The following is a 21,910-nucleotide window of genomic DNA, read 5'->3' as shown; positions in this document are numbered from 1 at the left end:
CTCCTAATTATTTATTTGAGATACAATAATTATAATCTTCAACGATAAACTGTATGTCTCGTTTTCTATAGAATCTATCCTTAATATCCGTAACTACACTTGTGCATTCTTTAAAATAATTCAATGATCTCTTTTTAAAGGATTCTAAAACCCCAAAGCCTATTATAAGTTCAGCTACTTTTTTATCTTTATGTTTTACATAGAATTCATTATAATCGTCAAAATCATATTGCCAATAATTTCCACCATAGGTCTCTAATCCGTTCCTACCGTTATACCTGGCATATAACATTACTTCACCAGAAGTTATTATTCTCACTAAGATTTGTTGATTTGTATTAACATTTATGTACCTATAATTAACGGTATCGAATCCTTTCGGTTCAAATGAAATTTCTTTGACCAAATATTTGCCATAAGTCAATTTTTCAGAATCCCAAGTAGCTCTATATTCAACTTTTTCACTAGAGGAATCATAAATTGAACGCTTAAGCTTTATCTCACCATGAATGGTATCGCTATTTTGTAATAAAATCTTGCCAGGCGTCCATTCATACTGTCCATAAGTAAAAGAAATTGTCAACAAGTACAGTAGCAGTGTTACCTTAGATTTCATAATTTATGTTGTTAGGTATTTTGAGACTCGTTTTATTTAAAACTAGCACTCACTTTCTCAGCTTTTCTAGACTCGCTGTAATCATAAAATCCTTCTCCAGATTTCACACCTTTTTTACCAGCCATAACCATGTTGACTAATAAAGGACATGGTGCATATTTAGGGTTTTTAAACCCATCGTGCATGACATTAAGGATGCTTAAACATACGTCTAGTCCTATAAAGTCGGCCAGTTGTAAGGGTCCCATAGGATGCGCCATTCCCAATTTCATTACGGTATCAATTTCTTCTACACCAGCAACACCGTTGAACAAAGTCTCTATAGCTTCGTTAATCATCGGCATTAAAATACGGTTAGCTACAAAACCAGGGTAATCATTTACCTCAGTAGGTGTTTTACCCAATTGCTTTGAAAGGTACATAATGGTGGTGGTCACTTCATCACTAGTAGAGTAACCTCTGATGATTTCTACCAGTTTCATGATAGGCACAGGATTCATAAAGTGCATCCCTATAACTTTATCTGGTCGTTGAGTGGCTGCACCAATTTGGGTAATGGAAATAGAAGAGGTGTTGGTGGACAGTATACAATCTGCCGGGGCAAATTGATCCAAATCTCCAAATATTTGTAATTTTAAGCTCAGGTTTTCTGTTGCTGCTTCTACCACTAGATCTGCTTTTGAAACTCCTTCCTTTAGGTCTGTAAAAGAAGTAATATTGCTTAAAGTAGCTTCTTTGTCAGCTTCTGTAATGCGCTCCTTTGCAATCATACGATCTAAGTTTTTGGCAATAATACCTAAACCTTTATCAATAGATTCTTGGGATCTATCTACAAGAGATACCTTAAATCCTGATTGTGCAAATGTGTGTGCAATACCATTTCCCATGGTTCCTGCTCCTATAACGGTTACGTTTTTCATAGTTCTGTTATGTATGATTTTCCGACTTGATGCGGATTCAATTTTTGTTATTCTCTATTTAAAGGGATCTAAATTCTTTTATGATCCTTAAAGCCACATCTAGCGCGGCAGTTCCGTCTTCTAGATTTACGATGGGTCTGGTGTCATTTTCTATAGCATCTGCAAAGGTTTCTAGTTCGTCTAGAATGGCATTGTTATCTGCTATATCTGGGTTGTCAAAATATATTTGTTTTTTGATTCCTTCTGCATTTTGTAGGATCATGTCAAAATCTCCTGGAACCTCTGGAGCATCCTTCATACGTACTACTTCTACCTTTTTAGTTAAGAAATCTACAGAGATGTAAGCGTCTTTCTGAAAGAAACGTGCTTTACGCATGGTTTTCAAACTGATGCGACTCGCGGTAAGATTTGCCACACAACCGTTTTCAAATTCGATACGTGCATTGGCGATATCTGGTGTTTCAGAAATTACGGAAACTCCGCTTGCACTCACACTTTTCACTTTGCTTTTTACAACGCTCAAAATAGCGTCTATATCGTGAATCATTAAATCCAAGACTACACTGACATCCGTTCCTCGTGGGTTAAACTCTGCTAAGCGGTGCGTTTCTATAAACATCGGATTATCAAAACGGTCTGCCACAGATTTAAATGCTGGGTTAAAACGTTCTACTTGTCCTACTTGACCCTTTAAATGATGCTTTCGCGAAAGCGAGATCAATTCCTCAGCTTCTTCAACAGTTACGGTAATGGGTTTTTCAACAAAGAGGTGCTTTCCAGCTTCTAATACTTTTACACCACTCGCATGATGATAAGAAGTAGGAGTGACCACGTCGATCATATCGCAAGCAGCGATGAGTTGGTCCACGTCAGAATAATAGGTATACCCTAAATCGGCTTCAATTTGGGCAGCGTATTCAGGATTTGCATCGTAAAAACCTACCAATTCGTAACGCTCGCTTTGTTGTAATAATTTAAGGTGAATTTTACCTAGGTGACCAGCACCGAGAACTCCAGCTTTAAGCATAGTAATTGCATTTTTGTAAAAATAGGGAAATGATCGTTAAATAATCGTTAGCAACAGGAATCTTCTAAGGTTTTATCCAAGCTATTTTGTTGAAAAAAGATAAGAATAATAAGCGGTTTATCGATGTCTTGAGGCTATTTTTGAATTTATCAAAGACAACTACATACATAAAGGAAAACGCCGCCAACTGGTGGAGATGATGCGTTCAAAAGGCATCAGCGATGAGTCAGTTCTAGGAGCTATGAATCAAGTGCCTAGACATTTATTTCTAGACAGTTCTTTCTTAGAACACGCTTATCAAAACAAAGCCTTTCCTATAGGAGCAGACCAGACCATCTCGCATCCTTATACCGTGGCCTTTCAAAGTCAGTTACTCCAATTGAAACCTGGGCACAAAGTATTGGAGATAGGAACGGGAAGTGGTTACCAATGTGCTGTTTTACTAGAAATGAAAGCACAGGTATACACGATTGAGCGTCAAAACGAGCTGTATAAAAAGACGAGTTTGCTTTTTGGAAAGCTGAACTACAGACCTAAGAAATATGTTTTTGGAGACGGGTATAAAGGCCTTCCAGAAGAAGCGCCTTTTGATTCCATTATTGTTACTTGTGGGGCAATAGAAATACCTCAAACCTTGTTAAGCCAAATCAAAATAGGAGGCAGGCTGGTCATTCCCGTAGGTAGTGATCCACAAATCATGACCTTGATAATACGAGAGAGTGCTACCGATTTCTCTAAGGAAACCTTTGGCGAGTTTCGTTTTGTGCCTTTTTTAGGTGGGAAGAATTAAAAATAGCACCTAGAAGGTTTAAAAACATAATTATTCCTTAGATCCATAAAATAATGATCTAAGGAATTCACATCCCTTATTTAAAAGTGCTTACTATCAAGCACCTAGTATGCTAAAAAAGTTTCTTCCTCATCGCTACAATTCCCGAAGTACAAGCTATAAAAATAACCAGTAATCCAAAACCTATTTCCATCTGACCATAAAGCAATTTACCAGTGGCAAATAACAAACTGTAAACTCCCATAACTCCTAGAAGAAAGCCCAGTGTCTTGAACTGGAAGTTGTGGAACTTTGATTCTTTGCCGAAGATAGCAGCATGAAAATTATCGATGGTTTTTTGATTGCTTTTCTCCGTAAGGAAGGTCACTGTCAGCCAGGCTATACTGGTAATGAATACATTGATACATATCATTTCCCAACTTTGGAGTTCTCCAAACAACTCGTTTGTTAAGCCTAATTCTGTACTGGAATTGATAAAGAATAATACTGCCATACTAAAGGAAACCCCCATTGCAGTAATTTCAGACCACGGATTGATGCGGTACCAAAACCACCTTAGAATAAATAACAACCCAGATCCCGCACCTATTTGTATGATCAGGTCAAAGGCAAATTTAGCTTCCTCTAATACAAAGGAAAGCATTGCGGCAAGCACCATCATAAGGACCATGGAAAGGCGTCCAGTGATGATTTTTTGTTTTTCACTGGCATTTTTATTAATAAAACGCGCATAAAAATCGTTTACCACATAACTAGAGCCCCAATTCAAATGTGTTGAAATGGTGCTCATAAATGCGGCTACTAAAGATGTTACTACCAGTCCTAATAATCCAGCGGGTAAAAAGGTCAGCATCGCAGGATAACTCAAATCGTCTTTTATAAAGCTAGGGTCGAGATTAGGAAATGCTACTGCTAGAGATTCAAGATTGGGGTAAATAATTAGAGAAGCCAGTCCTATAATGATCCACGGCCAAGGGCGTAAGGCATAATGTGCGAGATTAAAAAACAGCACTGCCCAAGTGGCATTTTTTTCATCCTTAGCTGCCAGCATACGTTGAGCGATATACCCACCGCCACCAGGCTCAGCTCCAGGATACCAAGTACTCCACCATTGCACAGCTATCGGAACAATGAATATTCCCATCATCATATCTGTATTAGAGAAGTCTGGGAATAAATTTAATTTACCTTGTACATTAGGATGTGTAATCAAATTTGCCATACCGTTGATTTGTGGGAGATCAAGAATATACCATGTTGCCCAGATAGAACCTACCATAGCGATAATGAATTGAACAAAATCAGTGATAAGAACCCCTTTGAGTCCTCCGAGTAGGGAATAGGCAAGTGTAACTATAGAGGCGTAGGTGAGCGTAGTAGCAGCACTAAAACCAAACATAACATGTCCTATTTTAATAGCGGCAAGGCAAACGGTTCCCATTATAATGATATTAAAGACGACTCCTAAATAAATAGCTCTAAAGCCTCGTAAAAATGCAGCGCTTTTCCCGCTGTAACGCATCTCGTAAAACTCAAGATCTGTAGTGATACCGCTGCGACGCCATAAACGCGCATAAAAAAACACCGTAAGCATTCCGGTAAGTAAAAATGCCCACCAGACCCAATTCCCAGAGACACCGTCTGCTCTTACGAGTCCAGCAACTAGATTAGGGGTATCTGCTGCAAAAGTAGTAGCAACCATAGAAACACCGAGCAGCCACCAAGGCATATTTCTTCCTGAAAGATAAAAGGAAGAACTGTCTTTGGAACTCCTTTTTGAGACGATAATTCCTATAGCAAGAGATATCAAAAAGAAGGCGAGAATGATGCAAATGTCTATGAATTCTAATTTCATGAATAAAAGTTATTAACGATAACGTTTGAATTATCTTAAAAAGCTAAATATAGAATAATTCACTACGTTCACTCACAAAACTTTAATAGATTAGCGCAGATTTTATCAAAAATTCAATGAACACAAAGATTAAAAAAATAGGTGTGATGACTTCTGGAGGTGATTCTCCTGGAATGAATGCGGCCATCAGATCGGTTGTACGAACCTGTGCGTACCATAAAATTGAATGCGTTGGGATCTATAGAGGTTACCAAGGTTTAATAGAAGGCGACTTTGAAGAAATGGACGCTCGTAGCGTTAATAACATCATTAATAAGGGTGGTACTATTCTTAAAAGTGCGCGATCTAAAGATTTTAGGACTAAGGAGGGTCGTGAAACCGCTTTCGCGAAAGCGAAACAAAAAGGACTTGACGCGATCGTAGTAATAGGTGGAGACGGAAGTTTTACAGGTGCCATGATCTTTTCTGAAGAATTTGGTTTTCCAATGATGGGAATCCCTGGAACAATAGATAATGATATCTATGGAACTTCTTATACACTAGGTTACGATACGGCTTTAAATACTGTAGTGGAAGCAATTGATAAAATAAGGGATACCGCAAGTTCCCATGACCGTTTGTTCTTTGTGGAAGTAATGGGACGAGATGTAGGGAATATTGCATTAAACGCTGGAGTAGGAGCAGGAGCAGAAGAAATCTTAATTCCTGAAGAGAATTTAGGAAAAGAGCGATTGATTGAAAGTTTAAAGAGATCGAGACTTTCAGGAAAATCATCGAGTATAGTGGTGGTGGCCGAAGGAGATAAAACAGGCGATAATGTTTTTGAACTTAAGGACTATGTAGAAGCCAATTTACCAGAATATGAGGTGCGCGTTTCTGTCTTAGGTCATATGCAACGCGGTGGATCTCCATCCTGTTTTGATCGAGTACTCGCCAGTCGCATGGGCGTGAAAGCAGTAGAAAGTCTGCTAGAAGGAAAAACAAATTATATGGTGGGAATAAGAGATACTCAAATGGTACTTTGTCCTATTGATCAAGCGGTAAAAGGCAAGACAGATATCGATAATGAATTGATACGCGTAAGTGATATCATGACTACTTAATAAAAATATTAACAGAACCAACTGTTTAAAATGGGGGAAGCAAATAAGTTCATTAGCTGGCTATGCTACTTAATGAATCTTTTAAAAAGAATTTTATAATTTAAATAATTTAAAGATGAGTGAAAAATTGAGATTAGGAATAAACGGATTTGGACGTATAGGTCGTATAGTTTTTAGAGCTACATTAAAGAGAGAAAATGTTGAAGTTGTAGCTATCAATGACTTGGTAGATGTAGAGCAATTAGCATATTTATTAGAATATGACTCTGTCCATGGACGTTATGGCGGTACGATCGAGATCAAAGATGGGAACTTAATCATTGATGGTGTTGAAGTTCGTGTGACTAGTGAGCGCGATCCAAAAAATCTAAAATGGAACGAAGTAGACGTAGACGTAGTTGCAGATTGTACAGGAATCTTTACAGAACTTGACAATGCACAAGCGCATATTGATGCTGGTGCTAAGAAAGTAGTAATTTCTGCTCCATCTAAAACAGCTCCTATGTTTGTAATGGGTGTGAACGATTCAGAATTAACCGCAGCACATACAATTGTTTCCAATGCATCTTGTACGACTAACTGTCTTGCACCTATGGCAAAAGTTCTTAATGACAACTTTGGTATCAAAGAAGCATTAATGACTACGGTACATGCAACTACGGCAACTCAACAAACTGTTGATGCTCCAAGTAAGAAAAACTACCGTTTAGGGCGTAGTGCCATGAATAATATCATCCCTGCGACTACAGGAGCTGCTGTGGCAGTGACTAAGGTAATTCCTTCCTTGAAAGGTAAATTGACAGGAATGGCTTTCCGTGTTCCTACAGTAGATGTATCTGTTGTAGATTTAACGGTAAAGTTAGAAAAGGAAACGAACCTTGAAGAGATCAATGCTGCTTTTAAGAAAGCCTCTATAGGTGCTATGAAAGGTGTGGTAGGATATACAGATGAAGCGGTTGTTTCTCAGGATTTTGTAGGTGATGCTCGCACGAGTATCTATGATGCTGGCGCTGCCATTGAATTGAATTCTACATTCTTTAAATTGGTAAGCTGGTATGATAATGAGTTTGGTTACTCTAGCAAGCTAGTTGACCTTGCAGAAAAGGTTAACTCTTTATAAATTATAAAAAAGAGCTGTGATCTCTTAAATCACAGCTCTTTTTTTATATACTAAACTCAATGTAACATTATGATTCTAATTGCAGATAGTGGCTCTACCAAGTCTGATTGGATAGCGCTAGATAATAACGGCAAACAATTATTTAAAACACGTACTCGCGGAATGAATCCTGCTATTCTTTCAAGTGACCAACTGTTAGAGCGCCTTGTGGAAAGTGAAGATCTAGTAGCACACAAAAACCAAGTAAACCAAGTGTTTTTCTATGGAGCGGGTTGTGGTACAGAAGATCCTAGGATAGCTTTAGAAAATTTACTGAAAGCGTATTTTATTAACAGTGAGGTAGTTGTTAAAGAAGATACTGCTGCTGCGGTATATGCTGCGGTGGGAGATCATCCAGGTGTAGTTTGTATATTAGGGACAGGATCTAATTGCTGCTTCTCTGATGGAGTAAATATTGAGCAACGTGTAGTTTCTCTAGGTTATACTCTTATGGACGAGGCAAGTGGTAACTGGTACGGAAAGAATCTACTAAGAGATTACGGTTTTAAAAACATGCCTAAGGATTTAATGACCAAGTTTGAAGCCTTATACAATATGGATCCAGATTTCATAAAGTTTAATCTTTATAAGCAACCTAATCCTAATGCATATTTAGCAAAACATGCGGAATTTATTTTTCAAAACTTAGAAGAGCGTTATATCAAAAAACTCTTGAGAAAAGGCTTGCGTAAATTTTCTCGTAATATGATTTTACAATTTAGAGAAGAGATCAAGTCTCATGAAGTTCATTTTGTAGGTAGCATTGCTCATTTTGCACAGGCAAGAATTAAACAAGTTGCTGCAGAGTTTGGTTATGAGGTAGGTAATATAGTTCGTAGACCGATCGAAGGTTTGGTTGATTATCATATCAAAAAAATAAAATCAAGCCATTAGTACTTGATAAATAAACAGATAAAAAGCCGTTTCAATCAAATGAAGCGGCTTTTTTATGATCAAATCTTCACAACTCTTAAAGAAATTTAATGTATTCTACTTCTAGTTGAAAAGGACCTGTTATTTCCTCGGCCACATGAAAGCTATACCTTAAAATATGACTTAAAACATTTTTTTCTAACTCCTTATCTAGTATTTGCCTAAATTTCATATGTTTAAATTCAGCTATTGGAAGTTGTACTGTAGTCCAACGATAAGGCAATGTATGAATCATAAAGCTTAATTTTTCATTTTGCCATCCTTCATTATATTCCATTTCAAAAGCATAGGGACGCCCATCTGTTTTCAATTTTATTTCTACAAGAGTATGTGTGCTTAAATCTTGATTTATTTTATTAGATCTCATACAGCTCCAGGCAGAGTTGTTGATATTTTTTATGATGCCACTATAGGTAATACGGTTGTGATGAAGTTCCAATTTACTGGTAGATTCTCCACCAGTTACTTTATCATCTAAAGGAAGCCAGCGGTAACGATATTGATGTATCCCGAAGGTTATTTCAGTTGGTATTAATGTAATTGCTTTTTTCATTTTTAAGGGGGTTTGTCAAAATAAAAATTAGTCGCAATCAATAATAGCAAAGGAAACAAGTTTAAACAAGCATAAAGTCATGAATTACTTTATAGTGGTTTTTATTATAATTAACTAAAGTTACTTTTTAACTCATTTGTTTAAAAAACTCGATCGTTTTTGTAGTCTTATTTATAAAAAAATAAATAGAGAAACTTTTATCGCTTTTACGGTATTCCATCAAAAAGTTTAGGCCTTTTAGTTTTCTAAAATCGATGTCATTAATTCTCCATTGAGGGTAACCACCTAAGTATATGGAGTAATCAGTTTGTTTCATAAACTCAGTTGTTTCTTTATATAGCGTCCATGGATGCTTTTTATTTATGGAAACAATCAATTTATGTATAGAGGGAAACCTATGTATGACCTCCTCCCATATAGGTAAACTCCTACATGAAATATTTTCTTGTTTTTCTATTATTTCTTTTATGGGTACGCACCATTCGTCGATGTTATTTACAATTAAGCGACAACTTGTGCTATCGTTAAATGGTAGTTTATCATCGACAAAAAGAGTTAACAGTTGATTGTTAAGAATAAAACTACCCTTAAATAACATTGGTTCTCCCTTTTTATTTACGGGAATTTCATTGACATAGTTGGGTAATAAAATGTTATATACCTCCCTTTTTTCAGTATATACTATTGCGTTTAATTCATGTGTTTTTAATTGTTCATAAAGCCTATCCCTATCTTTTTGAGTTATTGTAGCATGCTCCGATTTGCTTTGCATCAACATCTCGTAGTATTTTATAGGTTTTCCTAAAAGTTTTTGTAAGTATGTAAACATTTGTAGTGGGTATTTATTTCTAAAGCTAAAAAAAGCGCTGAAGTAAATCAGCGCTTTATTAAAATAAAATTAGAAAATATTATTCTATAGCTTCGGAAGTTTCTCCTTCAATGGAGGCAACACTTTCTGCATCGGCTTCCTCTTCTTCCTTTTTAATTTGTCGTTGCAGGATATTTAATTGCTTTTGCTTTTCTTTGATCACATCTAATTCCTTAGTCAACTCAGCAATATTCTTTCTTTGTTGCACTAAAAATGGATTCTTATCATCTTTAGCGTTGATAAATTGAAGGTTATTATCCAATTGTCTCACTTCATCTTGGATCTCATCGCGTCTTTTCTTTAGATAGAAACGTTCATTTTTGAAATCTTGAACATCACCATTCTTTAAGCTTGCTAATTTGTTTTGATATTTCAACATTTCAGCATCCACTGCACTTAAGCCCGCTGCTTTTAATTTTGCATGGAGTAATTTTTCAAATTTATCTTGGATCATGCGTTTGCTATAAGGCACACGACCTATGCTTGCCCAAGCTGCCATATGTTTTTCTACTTCAGCTAGCATGCTTGCTTTATCATCCTGAGGAATCATTTCTTTTAAAGCATCGTAAACTTGCATCTTAGCTTCAAAATTATCTACTTCTTCCTTACTATCTTCATTTTTCTGTGCCGTCTTCTTTTCAAAGAATGCATTACAAGCCTTTTGAAAGCGTTTCCAGATCTTATCGCTATCTTTCCTAGGCACATGACCTATTTGCTTCCATTCTGCCTGTATGCGTTTCATGATCTGCAGTCCTTCAGCAAAATTCTCGTTGTCTTGATGCTCTTCAGCAATAGCGATCAACTTCATTTTTGCATCTAGATTATCTTGTTGTTCTTTTTTAAGACCTTTGTAGAAATCGTTTTTGACTTTATTGAATTCTCTAGTTCTAGCTCTAAACTGATTCCACAATTCATTATTAACAGCTTTAGGAGCAGGGCCAGTAGAAGTAAACAACTCTCTTAAGACGTTTATTTCTTCTAATCTATCTTGCCATTCTCTGTGGTTCTTAGCGCCTTTTGCCGTTATTTTTGCGATCTCTGCAACTATATTTTCCTTTACCAGTTGGTGGTGTGCGCTCATTTTATCACGTTCATCGTAATAAGCTTGGCGCTTATCATGAATGACTTTTGTCGCTGCACTAAATTCGTCCCAAATAGGATCGCGCTCTTCTTTTGCTACTGGTCCAGAGTCTTCCTTCCACATGCGGTGAAGTTCCTGTAATTCTCTCAGTGCTTTATGTATGTTTTCTTCGTTACCTAATTCTATCGCACGAGCGATGATTTTCTTTCTAAATTCAAGATTACGTTCAAAATCCTTATCTCTCAGTTCTTTACTAAGATCTATGTAATCATAAAAATTTTGAGTTGCTAGGCGGTAATCTTCCCAAGTAATGTTGTAGGCATCGTGAGGTATGTTACCGGTTGCTTTCCATTCCTCTTGAAGGGAGTGAAACTTCTTAAATGTAGTTCCTATATTTTCCTCTTGATTGATCAGTAGTTTGATCCCTTCTATAATTTCTCGACGCTTTTCAAGATTTACTTCTTGCTGTTTGCGTTTATCTCTTTGAAATTGTCCTTTTTGTTTTCTATATAAGGAATGCAAGTCATAAAACTCTGTTGCCTGCTGATTTTTATATTCAAATTGAGGAGCAAGAGCATCATCACTAGGTGGGTTTTCCTCTTTGAATTTTTCTTGAGCCTCTTTCTTGGCGTCAGCATCTGCAGTTTCAAAGGCTTTTTTGATGTCCTCAGCCTGTGACCTAAAACTATTGATAGGATATTCCTGCATTAAATGTCTCAACTCTACTATCAGAGCTGGCATTTCCATGGAATCATAATCTTTTTCTTCAATTTCCTTTACACTATCGTCTTCCGGCTCGTTATCGTCCTCATCCTCATCCACTTCTACAATGGTATCAACAGCTTTCTCTACCGTTTTCTTTTCTTCTAGGATGGCATCTTCATGAGTCGTGGAAGCATCTTCTAGATTTCCTAATCCTTTATTAGAACCGTCTTTTACGGGTTCTGTACTCGCGTCATCACTGTCAGTAGTCTCCTGACCTTCAGCCGCTTGTTTAGGTAAAGCAGCTTCATCTACCATAGCGTTTTCTAAAGCATCTAGTGCCTCTAATTTCTTTTGATCCATTTCTGGTGAGTTTCCGTCTGCGTCTTGCAGGTTGTCATTCTTTTCCATTATCTATGTTTTAATAGGACTTGCAAGATAAATAGTTTCTTCATCAACCACAATTCTATGGCAGTTTACTTATTCCAAAGTTCCCAAGCCTTTTCTGCTTGATGCACTAACATTTGATAACCATTGATACCTTTGGCGCCTTTTTGCTGTCCTAGCTTCATAAACATGGTCAAGGAAGGGTTGTATACCAGGTCATAAAGAACATGAGAAGAATTGAGATACTCATAAGGAATATCCGGACGCAATGCCACATCTGGAACGACGCCTAGAGGTGTTGTATTGATGATAAGACTCACCATTTCCATTACTTCTTTAGTAAGTGATTTATAATCTATACTAAACTCGTCTTGGGGATTTCTACTCACAAATAGGTAAGGGATTTGAAGTGCTTCTAATGTGTAAGCCACAGCTTTTGATGCGCCACCAGTCCCTAATATAAGAGCATTTTTATGGATAGGTAAGAAGGGTTTTAGACTTTTGCCAAACCCATAGCAATCGGTATTGTGACCTGTCCAGACATTATCTTCAATAACAATGGTATTTACAGCACCTATGATTTTAGCTTCTTCACTCAATTCATCTACCACTTGCAGCATGTCCTGTTTATAAGGAATGGTCACATTAAGCCCCCTAACGATCTCATTTTTACCATTTGTAGTGCGAGATTCTTTGTCGTAGGTGACGCTTTCGCGAAAGCGGGATAGCAAAAAATCCCTGCTCATTTCATAGTTTCTATACTCGTGATCAGAGAGTTTCAGTTTTTCAAATTTCTCAGAAAAATAAGCGCGAGAAAAACTATAATCCAAACGTTTTCCTACCAAGCCAAAAACACTAGATGGTATTTTGATATTTTCCATAACGATCTAATAAATAAACACTTAAAACTCCTAAGACGATCATCAAGAAGGCAGTCCAAGTGTGAGTGTCATTAATTTCAGGCCAATAACGGCTGTAATTTTCTAAAATTTTCTTTCCAGAGGCATCAATAGCAATTTTACCAGCATCGGTCAACTGATATACTTCTTTTTTCCACGGCCATACCACACCAAGTGAACCGGTTATAAAACCTATAATCATCGCATTAGTTTCATTGCGGTAATGTTTAATAGTCCAGCCTAATAGGTGAGAAAGACTTATTAAACCTACAATGGAACCCAGTACAAATGAAGCGAGAATGCCGAGCATCTCCATTCGTTCAGGATCCAACCACCAGGAAAAATCACCTTGTAAAATCGCTACCATGGTGTCAAAAAACGCGTTGATACTGTCTACCAATAACAAAACGTAATTACCTAGTAATATCAAAATAAAACTACCACTTAACCCAGGTAATGTCATCCCAGAAACACTGACCATCCCACAAAAGAAAACAAAAATTAAATTGGTGTTTTGTCTTGCAGGATCCAGTAGGGAAGTGCCAACTCCTATAAGAATACCGGTGATTAAGAGCAATACATTCCTACGAGTCCATTCTCCATAATTGATAGAGATGTAGTAAATAGAGCCTAATATCATTCCAAAAAAGGTGGCCCAAACTAAAATAGGGTAGTACTCTATCAGTAAATCAAAGCCTTTGCTTACGGTAAAATAACTGAGTGCTTCACCTAAAATAAGTAAGGACAAAAACCTCCCATTGATATAATCAAAAAACACACCAAACCTCCCTGTAAGAAGCAACTTTAAAGCTTTAAGGTTGAGTTTTTGTAAGGAGTAAATGAACTCTTCGTAGAATCCACCTACATAAGCTACGACACCACCGCTGATACCGGGAACCTTATTTGCGGTCCCCATGGCTATTCCTTTAAGAACCAGGAAAAGTTTATCGGTGAAATTTCTCGTAGCTTGTCCCAATTACACTGTTTTTTTGTTAGCCCATTTTTCTAAAACAAGAATCATTATAAACCCAATTAGTGTAAGGGAAATTACGTATAATATCTGTGGATCACCCTCAAATGAAATAGGAGAGATGCTTTTCTCTAAAAAAGGAACTTCTTCTCCATGGCTGTCTATTCGGTACTTGAGCACCTCTTTCCACGGCCATAATTTGTTTAAAGAACCAATCATAAAACCAGTGAGCAATGCTAAAGTTAGGTTTTTTTGATGCTCAAAAAGCCAGGTAAGAAGTCTTGAAAATACTTTAAGTCCAAGGATACAACCTATAGCAAAAAGGAATAAATTTATAAAATAATCAAATGCCTGACTCCATTCTCCGGCAATAACAGCTTCTAATAATCCAGATATAGAACCTAAAACTGTTTTATAACTTCCTAATAGCAATAATAAAAAAGCGCCAGAAACTCCAGGTAAAATCATGGCGATAATAGCGATGAAACCGGAGAAGATGATATACCACCAGCTATCTGGCGAACCTAATGGCTCGGCAATAGTGACAAAATAGGAGATGACGGTACCTATTATAATAGCGATAATTACTCCTGTGTTCCAAGAAGAAATTTGCTTAGCTATATACAACACGCTAGCCAGCACCAAGCCAAAAAAGAACGACCAAAGCAAAACAGAATGATGTTGCAATAAATAGGTAAGTAATTTAGAAAGACTAAGTATGCTTATCGCAATTCCTGTAAGAAGTGCGAGCAGGAAACCTAGATTGTATTTAGCAATGGTCTTTTTAAAGCCTATTTTAAATAGATCTTTAAATAATTGAAAGTCAATGCCATCAATTGTTTTGATCAATTCTTCATAAATCCCAGTAATAAAAGCAATAGTACCTCCAGAAACTCCGGGAACGACATCAGCGGCTCCCATGAGAAGCCCTTTAGTAGCGATAGTTAGATATCTTTTTACTGACATATTTTTTTTTAAAATGAAATCCCAAGTGTTAGCTTGGGATTTAAAATGGGACCGTATACAATAGTGATATTATCTGTGAATAGTCTGTGTTCTGTCTGGACCTACGCTTACAACCTTGATAGGTATTTCTAATTCCTTTTCTAGAAAGTCTATATAGGCATTTAATTCTTTAGGGAATTGAGAAGGTTCTCTCATTTTAGTAAGATCTTCTTTCCAGCATTTAAATACAGAATAAACCGGTGTTACGTTTTCAGGCTCAATATTATAAGGCAAGTGAGTAATTTGCTTTCCTTTATAAGTATAAGCAGTACAGACTTTTAATTCGTCAAAACCAGAAAGCACATCACCTTTCATCATCATGAGTTGTGTTACTCCATTGACTTGACAGGTGTATTTAAGTGCGACAAGATCCAACCATCCACATCTACGTGGTCTACCTGTCACCGCACCAAATTCATGACCTACTTTGGCCATTTTAGCACCTACTTCATCAAAAAGTTCAGTTGGAAAAGGACCACTTCCTACGCGAGTCGTGTAGGCTTTAAAGATACCATATACTTCTCCTATCTGACCTGGAGCAACTCCTAGACCAGTACACGCACCAGCTGCAGTTGTATTGGAAGAAGTTACAAAAGGATAAGTTCCAAAATCAATATCTAGTAAAGACCCTTGAGCACCTTCTGCAAGAATAGTTTTCCCGTCTTTTTGTGCTTGTTGTAAATATTCTTCAGAATCTATAAAGGTAAGTTCCTTTAAAAGTTCTACCGCTTTAAAGAATTCATCCTCCATTTCTTGAAGGTTGTACTGTATATCAACATTATGAAAAGCAATCAATTCTTCATGCTTATTAGCAAGAGCTCTGTATTTTTCTTTCCAAGAGTTTAACTCTAGATCACCTAATCGGATACCGTTGCGACCCGTTTTATCCATATACGTAGGACCTATTCCCTTAAGAGTAGAGCCTATTTTTGCTTTTCCTTTGGAAGCCTCAGAAGCAGCATCAAGCAAACGGTGTGTAGGTAATATAACATGTGCTTTTCTAGAAAGGATCAATTTGCTCTTGAAATCAATATCAAATTGTTTTAGGCCTTCCAGCTCTTGTATAAAAACTACAGGATCTATAACGACACCGTTACCAATAACGTTCATTGATTTCTCATGAAAAATTCCAGAGGGAATCGTTCTTAAAACATGTTTTATACCGTCAAATTCTAATGTGTGACCTGCATTAGGTCCACCTTGAAATCTAGCGATGATGTCATATTTAGAGGTTAATACGTCTACGATCTTTCCTTTTCCCTCGTCACCCCATTGAAGGCCGAGCAATAAATCTACTGCCATTGTTACTGTTTTTCAGTTGTGTTTTTAACTCCGTAAAAGTATAAAGAATGATTGGTAATTGTCACATCAAACACCTCTTCAATTGTTTTTTTTATCGACTCAATTCTCGGGTCACAAAATTCGATCACTTCGTGGTTATCGGTCAGGATCAAATGATCGTGCTGTCTATCAAAATAAGACTTCTCATAATGCGATTGATTTTGACCAAATTGATGTCTTCTAACCAGTTTACATTCCAGTAATAATTCTATGGTATTATAAAGCGTAGCGCGGCTTACACGGTAGTTTTGTTCCTTCATTTTTATATATAGGGACTCTACGTCAAAGTGATCTTCACTGGCATAAATTTCGTCTAGAATAGCATAGCGCTCAGGTGTCTTGCGATGCTTGTTGTCACTCAAAAATTGGGTGAATACATCCCTTACTGTTTCTTGTTCTTTTTCAAGAGTGTTGATAATTTTACTCATATAAATATATTAAAATCTGGTTACCTTATCGATACCACTTATTTTATTTAGGTTTTGAATCAGTGAAGTAAGTAAGTTTTTATGAGGCACCACTACTGTAATCTCTCCTGTAAAAACTCCATGATTACTATTAAAGGAAATGTTCCTGATGTTTACATGCATATTTTCTGAAATAAGTCCAGTAATTTCTTGTACCAGCCCCATCCTGTCAATACCTGTTAACTTTATCTCTGCTTTGTATTCTCGTTGCGTAGAATCTATCCATTTAGCACTTATAATTCGGTAGGCAAATTTACTTTGAAGACTTATAGCATTGGGACAGTTGCTTTTATGAACCTTAATACCTTCGCTTACAGTTGTAAATCCAAAAACAGCATCTCCAGGAATAGGATTACAACATTTAGAAAGTGTATAATCTAGGCTGGTTCCTTCTTTGCCGAATACTAACGCGTCAAAATTCTCAGTGACTTCTTCTTTGTGTAAATCAGGATTCTCTTTAGGCTTGCGCATTTTACTCTTTATAAAGGAGTACAGTGCATTACTGCGACTGTTAGCATATTCCTTGATAGCTTTGTTATCTATCGTTCCATTTCCTACTCTAAAGAAAAGATCATGACTCGTTTTTAATTTAAAAAAGTTAACCATTTGATTCACGCTGGTCTCATCCAGAGGAATTTTTTGAGACTTTAACTTTCTTAATAGGATTTCTTTACCGTCTGAGGCTACAATTTTTTGATCTTCTTTTAAGGCACTTTTTATTTTGGCTCGCGCTCTTGCTGTGGTTGCATAATCCAGCCAGTTTTTAGTAGGCTTTTGATTCTCCGATGTAATAATATCTACCTGATCACCACTTTTTAATTCATGGGATAACGGCACTAATTTACCATTAACTCTTGCACCGCGGGTATGTAAACCTACTTCAGTGTGAATAGAAAAAGCAAAATCTAGAGGTGTAGACCCTTTTGGTAAGGATTTTAATTCGCCAGCAGGAGTAAAGACAAAAATCTCCTTACTGTAGAGGTTAAGTTTAAATTGCTCTACAAAGTCTACGGCACTTCCATCCTGGTTTTCCAGTGCTTCTTGCAACCTATTCAACCATTCTTCTAGACCGTCTTCTTTACTTCCTTGTTTGTATTTATAATGCGCCGCATAACCTTTTTCGGCTATTTCATGCATGCGTTCTGATCGTATTTGTACTTCTACCCATCTTCCATCAGGTCCCATTACGGTGATGTGTAAAGCTTCATAACCAGTGGATTTGGGTGAACTGATCCAGTCTCTAAGGCGCACCGGATTAGGTGTAAAGTGGTCGGTAACCACCGAGTATATTTTCCAAGCTAGAAACTTCTCATTGGCGCGATCACTTCTAAAAATGATGCGCACGGCAAACTTGTCATAGACTTCATCAAAAGTCACCCCTTGTTTGAGCATCTTGCGACGTATAGAAAAAACAGATTTAGGCCTACCAGAAATACGGTATTCCAGTCCTTCACTTTTTAAACTCTCATCGATAACACCACTAAAATTCTTTATATACTCTTTTTGCTCTTCTTTACTTTCAATAATGGATTGCTGGATATCTTCAAAAACTTCAGGTTCTGTGTACTTTAAACCTAAATCTTCCAGTTCTGTCTTGATGTTATAAAGTCCTAACCTATGTGCAATGGGAGCATAGATATAAAGGGTTTCACTAGCTATTTTAACTTGCTTATAGTCGGGCATGCTATCCATTGTCTGCATGTTGTGCAAACGGTCTGCTATTTTGATAATGATCACCCGAATGTCATCATTAAGCGTCAATAACATTTTACGGAAATTCTCTGCCTGTTGCGAGATATCAGCATCCTTTTTAAGATGGGCAATCTTTGTCAGACCGTCTACTATGCGAGCAATAGTTTCCCCAAAAAGTTGTTCTATGTCTGAAAGTGTGTATTGTGTATCTTCTACAACATCGTGTAACAATGCTGCAGCTATGGCTGTTGCGTCTAAGCCTATTTGCTTAGCTACTATTTTTGCTACGGCTATGGGATGGAAAATATAAGCCTCCCCAGACTTCCTACGCTGTGGAGCATGTGCCTCTACCGCGATGTCAAAAGCCTTTCTAATCAGCTTTTTATCTTCATCGTTAAGCATTTGATAACTTATCTTTAAAAGATCTTTATAACCTCTAGCTATCTGCTTATTTTCTTCTTTGATCTCGACATCAGTCATATAAAGTAAAGTTAAGCTACTTTAAGGATATGAGCAATTATTTTATGTTTTCTAGAGAGGTATTTTTTACACGCTTTCGCGAAAGCGGAACAGCAACTAACTTCATCGCAAACTCTATAAGGTAGTTTATTTGCAAAAATCAGAATTAGATAACTGCTAACCAACAATGTAGCCATACAACAGTTTTGTTTTATACTGTTTTCAGAATATCTTAAAATAATTCTTTAATGGTTCCTTCTCAAAAGGTTTACTTCAAGGCAGGGTTTTTCAACCTCTTTTCTAGGCCATATTCATTTCTGGATGAGATACAAGTGCCTCACATATCAATGGGAGTACTTTTTTTTGAAGGCTTTTAAAAAGGAATAATAGGACAACAAAATATTTTCATTTTGACCGCAGAAAACCGATTAAACCTTTAAACTGTTGATCAAATCGAGTCGTTTACTCGAGCTAAAAGCTGAGCAACTTATTTCTTAGAGTTTTGTTAAGCTTTTTACATCTGAAATAAAAGGTGGTAATTATGTCCTATTTTGTTCCTGAATTTAAATGATCCCTTTAGAAATGAAAAAAATAATCCTCGCCACCCTAGTCATAGCAATGACTTTATTATTGAGTAGTTGTAAAACAACTCAAAAAGCAGTGGCTGAAGCTAGTAAAGAAGCTGCAGCAAAAAGCAGCAAGAAAAAATCAAAATTCAAATCTTATGATACAGTCATCACAAGTGAAGCCCTCACGGACGAAGGTCTTTTTAAAACCCATCAAGTAGGAGAGGACTTTTTCTATGAGATACCTAACAACTTGTTGAAAAAAGATATGTTATGGGTAAGTCGTATCGCTCAAATTCCATCTAATTTAGGTGGTGGCTACATGAACGCAGGTAGTAAAACCAATCAGCAAGTGGTTTCATGGGAGCGTTTTCAAGATAAAATTTTATTGAAAGTAAAATCGTATTCAGAAGTAGCCCTTGATGAGAATGCAGCGATTAATAGTTCTGTAAAAGTCAATAATTACGAGCCTATTTTATATGCTTTTGACATCCTAGCTTTTGATGCCGATTCTACGGCAACGCTTATTGATGTCACTAAATTCTTCAGTACAGATGTTCCTTCTATAAGTGGTTTGAGTCCAAGATTAAGAAGTGAGTATAAGGTACGTAACTTAGATAAAGACAGAAGTTTTATCAATTCGGTAAAATCTTTTCCAGAAAATATAGAGGTCAAACAAGATTTTACTTACACAGCTGCTCAACCACCTTCTAACGGCTCTGTGGGTTCTATAAGTTTACAGATGAATCAATCCATGATTCTTCTTCCTAAAGAACCTATGCAACCTAGATTATACGACCCTAGAGTTGGTTTCTTTACGGTGGATCAAATCGATTATTCTAGTGCAGCCTTAAAGGCAGATCAGAAGACCTATATACGCCGGTGGAGATTGGAGCCTAAGGATCCAGAAGCCTATGCAAGAGGGGAGTTGGTAGAACCAGTGAAGCCTATCATCTATTACTTAGATCTAGGAACACCAGAAAGTCTCAAGGAATATATCAAACAAGGTATTGAGGACTGGCAAAAGCCATTTGAAACAGCAGGATTTAAAAATGCAATCATCGCAAGGGATGCGCCTACACCAGAGGAAGACCCAGAGTTTAGTCCAGAAGACATTCGTTATTCTGTAGTGCGTTATGTGGCAAGTACCACTCGCAATGCAGTGGGACCGTCAGTCAGCGACCCCCGAAGTGGAGAAATTATAGAAAGTGATATCATTTGGTACCACAATCATTTGAGGTCGTATAGAAACAGGTACTTATTAGAAACTGGAGCAGCAAACCCTAGCGCGAGAACCTTAAATACCAATGCAGAAGAAATAGGAGAGATGATGCGTCAAGTAATTGCTCATGAAGTTGGTCATGCCCTTGGTTTCCCTCATAACATGGCAGCTAGTTATGCGTATGATGTTGAAGATTATAGAGATGGAGATTTTACTCAAAAGAATGGTATAGCTGCAAGTCTAATGGATTATGCACGATACAATTATATTGCACAACCAGGTGATGAAAACATCAGATTTGTGCGCCAGATGGGACCTTATGATCACTATGCGACTAACTGGGGCTATCGAGTGATTCCTAACGCTACTTCTCCAGAGCAAGAAACAAAAACCTTGAATGACTGGATTATGGAAAAATCTGGCGATCCTAAATTTAAATTTGGCCGTCAGAGCAGTAGATTTGATCCTCAATCACAGACTGAAGCAATAGGTAATGACCCAATAAAAGCCAGTACTTATGGAATTAAAAACCTGAAATATGTCGCAAAAAATTTACCAGAATGGACCTCAGATCAAACTAACAATTACGACGATCTTGAAGAGTTATACGGAGAGCTTTTAGGAGTATATTCTAGGTATGTAGGTCATGTGGTGACTAATGTAGGTGGGGTCAACGAGAATCTTAAGAAACCTTTACAGTCAGGTACTATTTACAGTTCGGTAGATAAAAAAACACAAAAAGAATCTGTAGCGTGGATTCAAGAAAATGTATTGGATACTCCTACTTGGTTGGTCGATAAGCAAATCCTTCAAAACATTAATCCAGACGGTTATTTTGAAGTTTTAAGATCGGTACAGACGCGCCACTTAAATAGCTTATTAAGCTTTGATCGCATCGGTAGATTGATCAATTCAGAAACGGTTGATACCGATTATTATGCGGCAATAGACTTATTACAAGACTTGCAAAAAGCTATGTTTTCTAGATCAGATGTAGATATCTACAAAAGAAACTTACAAAGAGCTTACGTAGACCGACTGCAGTACCTGATGACAACAGATCCTTCACGTAGTGATTATAACGTTGCTCAAAGTGACGTTAGAGCATTGGTGAGAGGGCAATTGAACAGCTTGCAATACATCTTGCGCAGTAAAAGAAACGCGACTACTAATAAAGTAGATCAATATCACTACGCGGACTTGCTAGCAAGAGTAGATATCGTTTTAAATCCGCGATAAGCATATTCCTATATTATGTATAAAAAAGCAATCTGAAAAGGTTGCTTTTTTTGTTT

General features: G+C 37.0%; 19 protein-coding genes. 5 read left to right on the top strand and 14 right to left on the bottom strand.

The annotated features are described in order from the left end of the window. Nucleotides 1-7: 7 nt before the first annotated feature. From CW736_RS11230 to CW736_RS11220, 3 genes are read right to left on the bottom strand one after another with little or no spacing between them, the layout of a single operon-like run. Nucleotides 8-616 carry a hypothetical protein gene (locus CW736_RS11230; RefSeq protein WP_101014060.1) on the bottom strand — a complete coding sequence of 203 codons (609 nt, stop codon included), beginning with the start codon at nt 614-616 and terminating at the stop codon, nt 8-10. 32 nt (nt 617-648) lie between these two features. Further along, entirely contained in the window at nt 649-1,536 is an 888-nt protein-coding gene (locus CW736_RS11225) for a 3-hydroxyacyl-CoA dehydrogenase family protein (protein ID WP_101014057.1), read from the bottom strand. Nucleotides 1,537-1,594: 58 nt separating this feature from the next. Next, nucleotides 1,595-2,563 carry a Gfo/Idh/MocA family protein gene (locus tag CW736_RS11220; RefSeq protein ID WP_101014055.1) on the bottom strand — a complete coding sequence of 323 codons (969 nt, stop codon included), beginning with the start codon at nt 2,561-2,563 and terminating at the stop codon, nt 1,595-1,597. A 148-nt stretch (nt 2,564-2,711) separates the two neighbouring features. Between CW736_RS11220 and CW736_RS11215 the strand changes: the two genes are divergently transcribed. Continuing rightward, nucleotides 2,712-3,353: a protein-L-isoaspartate(D-aspartate) O-methyltransferase gene (locus CW736_RS11215; RefSeq protein ID WP_101014053.1), complete on the top strand. Its 642-nt coding sequence runs from the start codon at nt 2,712-2,714 to the stop codon at nt 3,351-3,353. Between the two features lie 112 nt (nt 3,354-3,465). Here CW736_RS11215 and CW736_RS11210 read toward each other — a convergent pair whose 3' ends face one another. Continuing rightward, the gene (locus tag CW736_RS11210; protein ID WP_101014051.1) at nt 3,466-5,208 is read right to left on the bottom strand and encodes a sodium:solute symporter family protein; all 1,743 of its coding nucleotides are present in this window, start codon (nt 5,206-5,208) and stop codon (nt 3,466-3,468) included. 116 nt (nt 5,209-5,324) lie between these two features. On the opposite strand from CW736_RS11210, the gene pfkA reads away from it, so the two are divergent. From pfkA to CW736_RS11195, 3 genes are all read left to right on the top strand, one after another. Beyond that, a complete protein-coding gene (gene pfkA / locus CW736_RS11205) occupies nt 5,325-6,311 on the top strand; it encodes a 6-phosphofructokinase (protein WP_101014049.1) in 987 nt (328 codons plus the stop codon). 115 nt (nt 6,312-6,426) lie between these two features. Beyond that, complete coding sequence (gap, locus tag CW736_RS11200) at nt 6,427-7,431, top strand: type I glyceraldehyde-3-phosphate dehydrogenase (protein ID WP_101014046.1); 1,005 nt, start codon at nt 6,427-6,429, stop codon at nt 7,429-7,431. A gap of 69 nt (nt 7,432-7,500) precedes the next feature. Then, nucleotides 7,501-8,364: an N-acetylglucosamine kinase gene (locus CW736_RS11195; protein WP_101014044.1), complete on the top strand. Its 864-nt coding sequence runs from the start codon at nt 7,501-7,503 to the stop codon at nt 8,362-8,364. A 76-nt stretch (nt 8,365-8,440) separates the two neighbouring features. Here CW736_RS11195 and CW736_RS11190 read toward each other — a convergent pair whose 3' ends face one another. From CW736_RS11190 to CW736_RS14135, 10 genes are all read right to left on the bottom strand, one after another. After that, a complete protein-coding gene (locus CW736_RS11190; RefSeq protein WP_101014041.1) occupies nt 8,441-8,956 on the bottom strand; it encodes a CIA30 family protein in 516 nt (171 codons plus the stop codon). A gap of 127 nt (nt 8,957-9,083) precedes the next feature. Next, the gene (locus tag CW736_RS11185; RefSeq protein WP_101014039.1) at nt 9,084-9,785 is read right to left on the bottom strand and encodes a hypothetical protein; all 702 of its coding nucleotides are present in this window, start codon (nt 9,783-9,785) and stop codon (nt 9,084-9,086) included. Nucleotides 9,786-9,864: 79 nt separating this feature from the next. Next, nucleotides 9,865-12,018 (bottom strand): DUF349 domain-containing protein, encoded by a 2,154-nt coding sequence (locus CW736_RS11180; protein ID WP_101014036.1) that lies wholly within the window; start codon nt 12,016-12,018, stop codon nt 9,865-9,867. Nucleotides 12,019-12,083: 65 nt separating this feature from the next. After that, nucleotides 12,084-12,875: a shikimate dehydrogenase family protein gene (locus CW736_RS11175; protein WP_101014034.1), complete on the bottom strand. Its 792-nt coding sequence runs from the start codon at nt 12,873-12,875 to the stop codon at nt 12,084-12,086. Next, on the bottom strand, nt 12,850-13,869 hold the full coding sequence (locus tag CW736_RS11170; RefSeq protein WP_101014031.1) for a DUF368 domain-containing protein: 1,020 nt from the start codon (nt 13,867-13,869) through the stop codon (nt 12,850-12,852). The genes CW736_RS11175 and CW736_RS11170 overlap by 26 nt, the downstream gene beginning before the upstream one ends. Further along, nucleotides 13,870-14,829, bottom strand: a complete 960-nt coding sequence (locus CW736_RS11165) for a DUF368 domain-containing protein (protein ID WP_101014029.1) — start codon at nt 14,827-14,829, stop codon at nt 13,870-13,872. Nucleotides 14,830-14,898: 69 nt separating this feature from the next. Next, entirely contained in the window at nt 14,899-16,170 is a 1,272-nt protein-coding gene (locus CW736_RS11160; RefSeq protein WP_101014027.1) for an adenylosuccinate synthase, read from the bottom strand. A gap of 2 nt (nt 16,171-16,172) precedes the next feature. After that, complete coding sequence (locus CW736_RS11155) at nt 16,173-16,637, bottom strand: Fur family transcriptional regulator (protein ID WP_101014024.1); 465 nt, start codon at nt 16,635-16,637, stop codon at nt 16,173-16,175. Between the two features lie 9 nt (nt 16,638-16,646). Next, on the bottom strand, nt 16,647-18,848 hold the full coding sequence (locus CW736_RS11150; RefSeq protein ID WP_101014022.1) for a RelA/SpoT family protein: 2,202 nt from the start codon (nt 18,846-18,848) through the stop codon (nt 16,647-16,649). Between the two features lie 11 nt (nt 18,849-18,859). Next, the gene (locus CW736_RS14135) at nt 18,860-19,024 is read right to left on the bottom strand and encodes a hypothetical protein (RefSeq protein WP_157810936.1); all 165 of its coding nucleotides are present in this window, start codon (nt 19,022-19,024) and stop codon (nt 18,860-18,862) included. A gap of 385 nt (nt 19,025-19,409) precedes the next feature. Here CW736_RS14135 and CW736_RS11145 point away from each other — a divergent pair, with 385 nt between their 5' ends. Then, nucleotides 19,410-21,854: a zinc-dependent metalloprotease gene (locus CW736_RS11145; protein WP_101015125.1), complete on the top strand. Its 2,445-nt coding sequence runs from the start codon at nt 19,410-19,412 to the stop codon at nt 21,852-21,854. The last annotated feature ends 56 nt before the right edge of the window (nt 21,855-21,910 follow it).

The organism is Nonlabens sp. MB-3u-79 (assembly GCF_002831625.1).
In the GTDB taxonomy this organism is placed as follows: Bacteria; Bacteroidota; Bacteroidia; order Flavobacteriales; family Flavobacteriaceae; genus Nonlabens.
Note: the sequence above shows the minus strand (reverse complement) of the source record. Positions and strands in the feature narration are given on the sequence as shown.

Coding starts and splice junctions, on each gene's coding strand:
- CW736_RS11230 (WP_101014060.1), bottom strand. CDS start 616: ATGAAATCTAAGGTAACACTGCTACTGTACTTGTTGACAATTTCTTTT.
- CW736_RS11225 (WP_101014057.1), bottom strand. CDS start 1,536: ATGAAAAACGTAACCGTTATAGGAGCAGGAACCATGGGAAATGGTATT.
- CW736_RS11220 (WP_101014055.1), bottom strand. CDS start 2,563: ATGCTTAAAGCTGGAGTTCTCGGTGCTGGTCACCTAGGTAAAATTCAC.
- CW736_RS11210 (WP_101014051.1), bottom strand. CDS start 5,208: ATGAAATTAGAATTCATAGACATTTGCATCATTCTCGCCTTCTTTTTG.
- pfkA (WP_101014049.1), top strand. CDS start 5,325: ATGAACACAAAGATTAAAAAAATAGGTGTGATGACTTCTGGAGGTGAT.
- gap (WP_101014046.1), top strand. CDS start 6,427: ATGAGTGAAAAATTGAGATTAGGAATAAACGGATTTGGACGTATAGGT.
- CW736_RS11195 (WP_101014044.1), top strand. CDS start 7,501: ATGATTCTAATTGCAGATAGTGGCTCTACCAAGTCTGATTGGATAGCG.
- CW736_RS11190 (WP_101014041.1), bottom strand. CDS start 8,956: ATGAAAAAAGCAATTACATTAATACCAACTGAAATAACCTTCGGGATA.
- CW736_RS11185 (WP_101014039.1), bottom strand. CDS start 9,785: ATGTTTACATACTTACAAAAACTTTTAGGAAAACCTATAAAATACTAC.
- CW736_RS11180 (WP_101014036.1), bottom strand. CDS start 12,018: ATGGAAAAGAATGACAACCTGCAAGACGCAGACGGAAACTCACCAGAA.
- CW736_RS11175 (WP_101014034.1), bottom strand. CDS start 12,875: ATGGAAAATATCAAAATACCATCTAGTGTTTTTGGCTTGGTAGGAAAA.
- CW736_RS11165 (WP_101014029.1), bottom strand. CDS start 14,829: ATGTCAGTAAAAAGATATCTAACTATCGCTACTAAAGGGCTTCTCATG.
- CW736_RS11160 (WP_101014027.1), bottom strand. CDS start 16,170: ATGGCAGTAGATTTATTGCTCGGCCTTCAATGGGGTGACGAGGGAAAA.
- CW736_RS11155 (WP_101014024.1), bottom strand. CDS start 16,637: ATGAGTAAAATTATCAACACTCTTGAAAAAGAACAAGAAACAGTAAGG.
- CW736_RS11150 (WP_101014022.1), bottom strand. CDS start 18,848: ATGACTGATGTCGAGATCAAAGAAGAAAATAAGCAGATAGCTAGAGGT.
- CW736_RS14135 (WP_157810936.1), bottom strand. CDS start 19,024: ATGGCTACATTGTTGGTTAGCAGTTATCTAATTCTGATTTTTGCAAAT.
- CW736_RS11145 (WP_101015125.1), top strand. CDS start 19,410: ATGAAAAAAATAATCCTCGCCACCCTAGTCATAGCAATGACTTTATTA.